General features: G+C 67.4%; 8 protein-coding genes and 2 pseudogenes. 4 read left to right on the top strand and 6 right to left on the bottom strand.

Going from position 1 to position 8,630, the window contains the following annotated elements:
* The 3 genes from Acy02nite_RS45690 to Acy02nite_RS45680 all read left to right on the top strand — a co-directional run.
* Positions 1-453: hypothetical protein (locus tag Acy02nite_RS45690; RefSeq protein WP_239175895.1), on the top strand; the 453-nt coding region annotated here is incomplete at its 5' end.
* A gap of 238 nt (positions 454-691) precedes the next feature.
* A complete protein-coding gene (locus Acy02nite_RS45685) occupies positions 692-1,210 on the top strand; it encodes an SUKH-4 family immunity protein (protein ID WP_203756431.1) in 519 nt (172 codons plus the stop codon).
* The gene (locus Acy02nite_RS45680; RefSeq protein WP_203756428.1) at positions 1,207-3,303 is read left to right on the top strand and encodes a hypothetical protein; all 2,097 of its coding nucleotides are present in this window, start codon (positions 1,207-1,209) and stop codon (positions 3,301-3,303) included. The genes Acy02nite_RS45685 and Acy02nite_RS45680 overlap by 4 nt, the downstream gene beginning before the upstream one ends.
* On the opposite strand, the gene Acy02nite_RS45675 is transcribed toward Acy02nite_RS45680, so the two are convergent.
* The 3 genes and pseudogenes from Acy02nite_RS45675 to Acy02nite_RS45665 form a co-directional block, all read right to left on the bottom strand.
* Positions 3,272-3,667 (bottom strand): hypothetical protein, encoded by a 396-nt coding sequence (locus tag Acy02nite_RS45675; protein ID WP_203756426.1) that lies wholly within the window; start codon positions 3,665-3,667, stop codon positions 3,272-3,274. The genes Acy02nite_RS45680 and Acy02nite_RS45675 overlap by 32 nt on opposite strands.
* A 302-nt stretch (positions 3,668-3,969) precedes the next feature.
* A pseudogene (locus Acy02nite_RS45670) lies at positions 3,970-4,166 on the bottom strand (IS5/IS1182 family transposase); the annotation flags it as partial.
* 62 nt (positions 4,167-4,228) lie between these two features.
* Complete coding sequence (locus Acy02nite_RS45665) at positions 4,229-5,326, bottom strand: DICT sensory domain-containing protein (RefSeq protein WP_203756423.1); 1,098 nt, start codon at positions 5,324-5,326, stop codon at positions 4,229-4,231.
* A 1,038-nt stretch (positions 5,327-6,364) separates the two neighbouring features.
* Here Acy02nite_RS45665 and Acy02nite_RS45660 point away from each other — a divergent pair.
* A pseudogene (locus Acy02nite_RS45660) lies at positions 6,365-6,481 on the top strand (ATP-binding protein); the annotation flags it as partial.
* A 28-nt stretch (positions 6,482-6,509) separates the two neighbouring features.
* On the opposite strand, the gene Acy02nite_RS45655 reads toward Acy02nite_RS45660, so the two are convergent.
* The 3 genes from Acy02nite_RS45655 to Acy02nite_RS45645 form a co-directional block, all read right to left on the bottom strand.
* A complete protein-coding gene (locus Acy02nite_RS45655; protein ID WP_203756420.1) occupies positions 6,510-6,983 on the bottom strand; it encodes a hypothetical protein in 474 nt (157 codons plus the stop codon).
* Between the two features lie 108 nt (positions 6,984-7,091).
* Positions 7,092-8,261 (bottom strand): ISAs1 family transposase, encoded by a 1,170-nt coding sequence (locus tag Acy02nite_RS45650; protein ID WP_264653480.1) that lies wholly within the window; start codon positions 8,259-8,261, stop codon positions 7,092-7,094.
* 104 nt (positions 8,262-8,365) lie between these two features.
* A partial coding sequence (locus Acy02nite_RS45645; protein WP_203756408.1) for a transposase occupies positions 8,366-8,630 on the bottom strand: 265 nt, incomplete at its 5' end.

The raw sequence follows: 8,630 nt of genomic DNA, 5'->3' as shown, positions 1-8,630 counted from the left end.
GGGTGTTTCTGCCTGAAGCGTTTGCACGTAGGGTTGGCCGTCGTGACCGACTTGAAGGCGTTCCGCCGCGCCTGCTACGAGGCCGCGCGACAAACAGGCGGGGCGTTGACCGAGTTCCGGATCAGCGCTGGGCAGACCCCGAACTTTCACCAAGCGGTTATCGCCTACCAAGACCGCACCATCGCCGTGGTCTGTGTCCGCGACGCCCCGCTTCTCGCACTGGCGGTTCCTCGCGTCATCGAATTTGCGCAAGTTCGTGAATCGGGTCCGCTGGCCTTCGTCGAGTTTCCCGAGCTGGCGGATGCTTTGGCAGCGGTGCCGGGATTCCGGCTGCTGAGTGCCGCGGAGTTGGACGGTCCGGTCGATCTGGCGAGGTGGCCACCAACCAGCCGACACGACATGCACTACTGGCAGCCCCAGACGTTGGGCGAGAGCCTGTTCAACTACTCATGACCAGCGCAACGCCATCGATGATCTCCTGGTCGCAATCTAGGCTCCCTTTAGTCCGTCGATTGACCTATATCTATAGCGAACCCTGAGAACGATCTCCAATCGGACTCAACGTATAGGTCGACCCGAAAATCCCCGAACCGCCCTCTCAGGGGCCGGCCCCGCGACCAAGATCGACCTTGGTCATTGTCTTGTACCCTCCCTCGTAGGAACCCGGAGTCCTCTGAGGAAGGCCATCAGGATGGATCTCACGCAGGAGATTCGCCGCCTCTGGGGTGATGCGCTGGCTCCCGAGACGGCCGACATCGACCCCGCCGTGCCCGCAAGCACCCGCACCTATCTGACAGAGGTCGGCCTGCCCGTCACACCCCTCTTCGGGCTGACGTTCGCGCGCGGCGCCGCCCTGACGCCGTTCGAACGCGCCGGTCGCCGGCTCCTGTCGGTTGCCGAGTTCCCCGGGTGGCCGTTCTGGGTGTGCGACCTGGACACCGAGGCGCTCTGGAGCTGGCCGCCGAGCTCGGTGCACACCGGGCCGGCCCGCTTCATCAACTCCGGCGTCGACCTCTTCATGCTGACCGCCGGACGGTTCACGGCCATGCTCACGGCGCTGCACGACCACGACGGTGATCCGGTCGCGCACATCACCGCCCTGTGCGACGGCTTCCGCCGCGACCTGGCGGCCGCCGACCCGCCCGCCGCCGCGGCAGACGCCCTCTGGTCCGCCGAGGTCGACGAGCTGCAAGGGGGCCACGGCGCATGACGAAGCGATGGCTCCACCGGTTCGCAGTCGCCCTGGCCACCCTGTTCGTGCTGGTCGGTGCCGTCGGCGCACCCGTCACGGCCGTGGTGCGGGCGGATCCGCTCCGGTACGACTGGCTGGTGCCGGTGCCGTTCGGCGACCCCCTGTACGAACCCATCCTGCTCTACCGGGACGCACACGAGTTCGCGCTCAACCAGGTGCCCTGGGGTCGCAACGTCGCGGTGTTCTCGTTCATGGAGAACGGCGTGCTCAAGTACATCGTCGTCGGAAGCGTGCCGAAAGGTGCCACCCCGAACACCTACACGTGGATTGACATCTTCCGGTACGACAACAGGACGCGCCAGTGGAAGGTCGAGAGCAGCAAGCGGTACGCGGCCAACCGGCCGCCCGGGTTCGGCAACCTGACCTCGCTCGACGGGCTGCACGCCGAGTGGCTGGCCTATCTCTACCTCAACGACAAGGACCTGGCCGACACCGTCGACGAGGGCTTGTCCGAGCGCATTCCCTGCGAGGACGCCCCCAACGTGTGCCGGTCACATCTGGATCCCGACATGAGCTTCAGCGAGGAACAGATCGGGCGCTGGTTCCCCAACCTGTACGACCAGTCGCAGCCGGCCGCCTTCCGCACCCCGATGAAATACCTGGACCCCGGCGGCGCCCGGTCGGACTCCGAGCTCAAAACCCGCCTGGCAGGCCTCTACCACACGTGGGTTAAGCACGATCGTAACTACGCCAAGGCGGCCCGGGCCATGGAGGCCGCGCGGGTCGGACGAGCCAAGAGCGGCACGGCCAACGGCGCTCTCACCCAAGCGCTCAGCGGGACCACCGACCTCGGCGGCATCGACTTCTCCACCCTGGAACTGCGATACGTGGCCGCACCCGGCACCGGCACCCGGTTCGCCTTCGACGCGGCGCCGGCCAAGACCCCGCCGACGGCCGCCGACCGGGACCGGCAACTCGACGAGGGACGCCGGGCCGCGCTGCTGGCCTCGGACGCCTTCTGGGTTTGGCTGAGCCTGCCGACCGACACGAACTGGGTCAACCTGAACCCCAACCAGCCCGACCAGATCATCGAGAAACGACTCGGCACCACCGAAGCTGGCAAGATCATGCTGGAGGCCGACCTGCGGATGAAGAAGACCGTGGCGGCCGACGTGCACCCGGACAAACCCGCCGGCAAAAAATACTGGGCCGCCTGGGACGCGCTGCACCAGCGCTACGGCGACCAGCCCTGCCTCACCGTCCGCCTGTGGATCGTGCCGCAGCCCGCATCGGTGCGCGAGGACAACGGCGGCCTCTACATCCTCGACGCCCCGCTGACCGTCAACGTGGAACGCGTCTTCCTGGAGTCCGGCACCCCCGCCGTCAACGGCGCTGCGTGCCCGGCCAAGAACGACGCTGCCGGCACCTTCGTGGAGGGCATCTACCGGTCCCATGTGCTGCCGTCGCTGATCAAGGCGGTGAACACCGCCCCCGAGTACGCCGACCTGCGCCGCATCTACCTGGCCCGGGTCGCCGCCGAGTGGTACCGGGCCACCAGCGACACCGGCCCGGCCGCCGACCTGATCGACAGCGGCGACGTCAGCGCCTGGCCACTGAGTGAGCAGTGGCGGCCGCGCACCACCTTCGACGACTACGTCCGCTCGTTCCACAACGGCGAATACAACTTCCAACGAGAGGTACGCAAGGGGCAGACCATCTGGACCTACACCTACCGGTACGGCGGCGTGGACTTCGGCACGGTCGAGCTGGCCGCAGTCGACGAGCAGACGTTCCAGCAGCAGCGGCCCGGGGCAGCCGACGCGGTGGCCCAGTCGTTCACCAGCGCCGCGGCGGACCGCTCCGGGCGTACCTGGCTCGGTGTCTCCGCCGCCGAGGAACCTTCGGAACCGGCCGCGCCCACCGCGACCACCGCATCGGCCGCGTCCGCGACCCCGCCAGCCGTGGCTGCGCCACCCGCGGCCCGGCACGAAGGCTGGCACATACCGGACCTGCCGAAAGAGGTCTGGTGGATGATCACCGGCGGACTGCTGGTGATCCTGTACCGGATCCGGCGCGCCATCAGACGACGCCGCGTTCCCACGGGGGAGTGAGATGACAGATCCACAGCAGCCGTACGGCGAGGAACCGCCCCGCCGGAATCGATTCCGCCGGTCCGGTGACCAGCCCGGACAGCACCTCACGCGCGATGGTGAGACGTTCGATCTCCCGCCGGCACGCCTCGTTCAACCCGGCGATCTGCGCGGCGTCGCGACCAACCTCGCGAGCGAGAGCCCGAGCCCGATGCGTCTGCTCTACCAGAACCGCCTCCTCAGCAAGATGCTGAACAGCGCAGACAAGGCCGCCCGGCAACTGGTCTGGCTGGCTGGCTGTGCATCCAGGGTTAGCCCTTCCGGAGGAGCGTTTTTCAGTGCCGACGAGTGCCGACGAGTGTGCCGGTTTACAGTCGTCGGGCATCAGGGGCGGCGATGAATGACGATGAATCCCGATCGCCGTTCGTGGCCGATGGAGAAGAACTGCTGCCGAATCCGGGCGTCGACCGGTGGGAGGCCGGGCTCGCTGCGCGAGGCTAATTCTGACGGGGCCATGGGTGGCCCCAGCATGACGGCTTCAACTTGCTCCACTGCGGCTGAGACGGCAAAGGGTGGGACGGCTTAGGTTCTAACGGTCGTCGCAACACCTGACCCATTCAGGAGTTGCCGTGCCCAAGCCCCGCCGTCACGCGCTGTGGCCGGTGGAAATGCTGTGCCACCATGGTTGTAGCGGTTGGCTTCTATGTGGAGCAGGACGAAGATCGCCTGCGCGATCGCGGTGGCCGGGCGAGGCAGCAGCGCTGCTTGGCCAGGATTTTCCAGGTCTTGAGCGTGGCGATCGCGCGTTCACCGCGGGCGCGAATCTTCGCGCCCGCCGCTTGTTCGACTCGGTCGGAGATCGGCCGGTAGCCGCGCGCGAACGGGTGATCACACCAGCTCGGCCGAAGTCCCCGCGACATCCCCGTCAGCCCGCTCGCCTGCGGCGTCACCCGTCGATGGTCACCACCGGGGTGTCGCTGGCAACCGCCCAGTCCAGAGCCTGTCGCAGCTCGTCCTCGGGCAGCGGTCGGCGGCGCGTGACGGTCAGCGCCACCGTCACCGTCGCGGTCAGGAACGAGCTGCGGGCCGCGGTGTCGGAGAACGACGCGACGAGCGTGTGGGCGAAGCGCCGGGCCTCGTCGGGGCCGAGCGACGGCAGATACAGCAGGAAGTCGTCAGGCCCGGCCTTGACGGCCCGATCGCCCGGCCGTAGCAGGCTGACCAGCAGCTCGACCGCGGCCTGATGCTGACGCGTCGCGGTGCGGCCGATCGGCCCGTCGGGCGAGCCCGCCGAGTGGACGATGCGGACCGCGAGGACCGCGACGGGCAGAACACCCGGGGCGGTGACGCCGGTGTGACCCGCCCACCGGCGGACACCCGGCTTGCCGGCGATGTCGGTGTCACCAGGGTGGTCCTGCCGGGGGATCTCGCGACTGCCGGCGATCAGCAGCTGGTGGTCGCGTTCGGCTCGGGCAGCGAACACCCGCAGCGCGGCGTCGGCTCGGCTCTCGCCGGGGGTCGCCGGCAGCTCGCGGACCCGTTCGAGGACCGCGTCCACGGCGGCCCGCGCGGCGGGGGACAGGCGGTCCCCCAGTTGGCGGCGTAGCCGAAGGGCTTCGTGCAGCGCCTCGTCGCGGCGAAGACCGAGGCGGGCGTCGAAGAGCCGCCCGCTCTCCAGCGTCGCGGCGCCGGGCCGCAGACGCTCGAGGTCGTGAGCCACCAGCAGCGCACCGAACCGTGGCGTCACCACCACGACGGTCCACTCCCGTGCCAGAAGCTCATTCTCGCCGAGGCCAACCGTGTGGACTCCCGCCGGCGCATGCCCGCCCTGATCGGCCACCAGTCCCACGACGGTGACCGCCGCGCGCTCGGCGATGCGCGCGTACACCTGACTCTCCCGCTCGAAGTAGGGCAGCCGCTGGAACAGCGCGAAGACCAGCATGGGCCCGTCCTCGGCCGCGGCCAGGGCCGCCTGTTCCAGAGAGTGCGAGACGGTTACCAGGGTTCGTTTGGTCAGCCGATGGACATCGGTGGCGTTGGGCACAGCGGTAGCGTAGACAAGGCGGCTGGCCTTCGCTCGCCGAGATCAACGTGCCCAGGCTGACGGCGGCCGGTGCGGTCGCGCCGCTCCGCCACCCGGCCGGCTAGCGTTCCGCGCCCGGAAATCGGCTACAAAATCGGGCGAGTGATTCGAGGATTTCCTCGGCGGTTTTGGTCCCGATGAACGGGCGTGGATCACTGTTCCAATTCGCGACTGGTACGGGCACATCACCCTGGCCATGCTCGCCCACGCGTTCCTTGCCGTCACCGCCACCACAGCGGGAAAGACGACCGTCCGAGAACGGGCTCATCGCCCTCACCCTCAACGAAACCCGCCGTCTGCTGGCACACTGATCACCAGCCGCTGCCACCGCGACTTCATCGATCGATGGTCACGATGGCGTCGCCGACACCAGCACAGAGCCAAAACAAGCCACTACCAGCGAAGACTCCGCCTCGCGAAAGTGCTGCTGTCGTACTAGGGGAGGAAACAAACGCCCCTGGCAGCGTATCGCGTATGCCGCTCAGAGTTCGGCTATCGGACGCGTGCCTATGGGTCACTCGTCCAGGTGGTTGGCGCCAGCAGGGCCACAACACCTTCACCGGGTCCGAGCGCGGTGGTATTCGGTGGCTAAAGCGTGGGGGAGCGTTAGAGTGCGCGACGGCCCGAACGCTACCTTCGGCATGAGTGCCCGCGACGTCAACCGGATCCATAAGGCCGCGCGCTGCCTGAGATCCCAGCCGGAGGTTCCTGACGACTGCCCTGGCGCCCTCGGGTTACTGGGGCAGTTCAGAGCAGCCTAGGGGCGCTCGGCGACGGACTCCATGGCGCTCACTACGGTGGGTGCCAGCCCGGCGGCGGGTACGCGGCCGCGCCTTCGCCGAGGGGATGGGCCGGGTAGGCGTAGTCGTGATCGCCGGAGGCATCAGACCGGCCCGCTCAGCTTGTCGTTTAGCCTCCCGGCTCCACCCCACGTCGCCACGGACTCGACTGCCTAGTTTCGGTCTCGGCATAGATCGGTCTATGAGGATGTCGGCATAGATCGACGAACTCGGCTACATGGAACTCGACAAACGCGGCGCCGAACTGCTCTTCCAGGTGTTGACCGAACGCGAGGAGAAGGCGTCCGCCGCGATCGCCTCCAACGAGTCGTTCTCGAAAGCGCACATGTTCGCGCGAACATGTGTCAGGCGCTGCCAAAACCGGACCGGTTCGTCGGATGATGAGTGTCGAACGATATCAGCGTCGCGTCCGTCGGCGAGTAAGTTGCCAATCGTGCGCCCTCGTACTCGTTTAAGAAGTCGGACAGGGCGCTGAGCGGCGCCGCCTCCATCATCGGCAGGTCATCCGAGTGCGGTGAGAACGCGGTAAGCAACGCCAACTGAAGGCGTAGGTCGAGCCGCGGTAGGACATACTCCGCGGCGCTCTCCTCACCGAAGTCTTCTGGACAGGTGCCACGCAGGAACAGCAGGTCGAATACCCGGCGGGTGGGGCTGGCTGGTTCGTGGTCTTCCGCTGCGGTCACGATCGTTCCGAGTCTGAATCTCGGCGCTGACGCCACCAGCCGATCCAGGAGGGGCGTGTCTTTGCTGTTCCACCACCGGCGGACCTCGTCGTCGGGGACCTCATCGAAGATCGCTACGAGCCAGAGGTCTTCCATCCACCCTTGCATGTCTGCATTGCGCCCTTCGTTAGTCTTCGCTCCTGAGCCTATTTCTCTGCCCGAGGTGGCACGCTTCGGTCGACGGCCAGGACCCCGGCAAAGTCGTCAGTTGATTCCGAGAAGGATGAGCGGACGGGTGCTGTCGCGGGCGTGATGTCGGTTGGCGGCGGCGATGTTGGTGACGCCGGTGAGGCGTAAGGCGCCGATAGCGGCGTTGCGTAGGGCGGCCATGACTTGTTGCCCGGTGCCGGTACGGATCTGGGAGCGGTCCTCGTCGTAGGTGACGTCTCGGACCCAGTGGATCTTGTTCTCGATGGACCAGTGTCCGCGGATCCATGCGGCCAGCTGGTGTGGTTTGGCCTGGTGGACCTGTAGATCGGTGATGGCGTAGACGGTCTCGGTGGTGAAGCGTTTCGGTTCGTCGAGTCGTCGCCGGCGGCGTCGGATCTGCAGGGCCTGAGCGGCGTTCGGAAAGTCGATGCCGGTAGACACGGTCAGGATCTTCAGGGTGCGGATCTCGCGTCGGCCGTGTCCGCGGTCGTCGTCACGGGTAGCGTCCGGGACGGCCTTCCAGGGCAGGCCGGCGAGCTGTTTGTGCAGGTAAGGCTGGTTTCCCTTCACTGTCAGGATCCAGTGCGCGCCGCGTTGCGCGAGGTAGGTGACGTGGTCGCGCTGGCAGTGCATCGCGTCGGCGGTGATCACGGCGTCGCGCAGGTCACTGCTCTGGTCGAGCAGCGGCGCGAACCGGGTGATCTCATTGGTCTTGCCGTCGACGCCGGTGCTGGCCAGGACCACGCCGGCGGCCTGGTCGCAGGCGGCCATCACGTGATCGGCAGCCGTGCCGGCGGTGCGGGAGCCGCGCAAAGTCTTACCGTCGACTGCGATTGCTCGTCTGCCGGCCGGGATGTCCGCCGGAGTCCGGCTGGCTAGCCAGGTGCCGATCACCGTGGTCAGCAGGTCCGGGTCCAAGGCCTGCAACAGCCTGCGCATCATTGTTTCGGATGGGCGCCGATCCGCAGCCATGCCCAGGGCCTGAACCGTGGTGTCCGGCACGTCGGCCACCCATTCCGCGATCGCGGCGTACGAACGGTAACCGGCGACGACGGCGCACACCGCCGCGGTCACCACCACGCTGAGCTGGTGCCGGACGCCGCGGCGGGCTCGCGGATCACGTACCGCGGCCAGCGCGGCGTGAAGCCCAGCAGCGGTTTCCGGCACGGTCGGAGCCGGTGCATGAGACAGAGACGAGATCAGCGATGATGGCAGCGCGGGCATGACTCACTTCGGACGATCAGCATGGCGTAGGAACCTTGATGATCTTCTGAACCAGTCATGCCCGTCTTGCTGTCACCACCAGCGGCGCTTCTATACCTAACCGATCAAAGCAGACAGCGCTGCGACTTGCCGGGGCCCTGCTGGCGGGTGGCGGGCCGGCCGCGGTTGAGGCGGCGGACCATGGTGTTGATCGCGGCCCAACGGATCAGTGCTTCGGAGACTGCGGGGTCGCGTTCATAATCGCGGGCCAGGCGTCGGTGCGCGGTCAGCCAGGCGAGGCTGCGTTCGACCACCCACCGTTTCGGATGCACGACGAACCCACGCTGGTCATCGGGCTTGCGGACGATCTCGACCGTGGTGTCGATCGTG

Origin of the sequence: Actinoplanes cyaneus, from assembly GCF_016862095.1 — a bacterium.
Lineage (GTDB): Bacteria > Actinomycetota > Actinomycetes > Mycobacteriales > Micromonosporaceae > Actinoplanes > Actinoplanes cyaneus.
This window is presented reverse-complemented; position numbering and strand designations above follow the sequence as displayed.

Excerpts from the sequence above, each read along its gene's own strand:
- Acy02nite_RS45685 (WP_203756431.1), top strand. The coding sequence starts at position 692 with ATGGATCTCACGCAGGAGATTCGCCGCCTCTGGGGTGATGCGCTGGCT.
- Acy02nite_RS45680 (WP_203756428.1), top strand. The coding sequence starts at position 1,207 with ATGACGAAGCGATGGCTCCACCGGTTCGCAGTCGCCCTGGCCACCCTG.
- Acy02nite_RS45675 (WP_203756426.1), bottom strand. The coding sequence starts at position 3,667 with ATGCCCGACGACTGTAAACCGGCACACTCGTCGGCACTCGTCGGCACT.
- Acy02nite_RS45655 (WP_203756420.1), bottom strand. The coding sequence starts at position 6,983 with ATGGAAGACCTCTGGCTCGTAGCGATCTTCGATGAGGTCCCCGACGAC.
- Acy02nite_RS45650 (WP_264653480.1), bottom strand. The coding sequence starts at position 8,261 with ATGCCCGCGCTGCCATCATCGCTGATCTCGTCTCTGTCTCATGCACCG.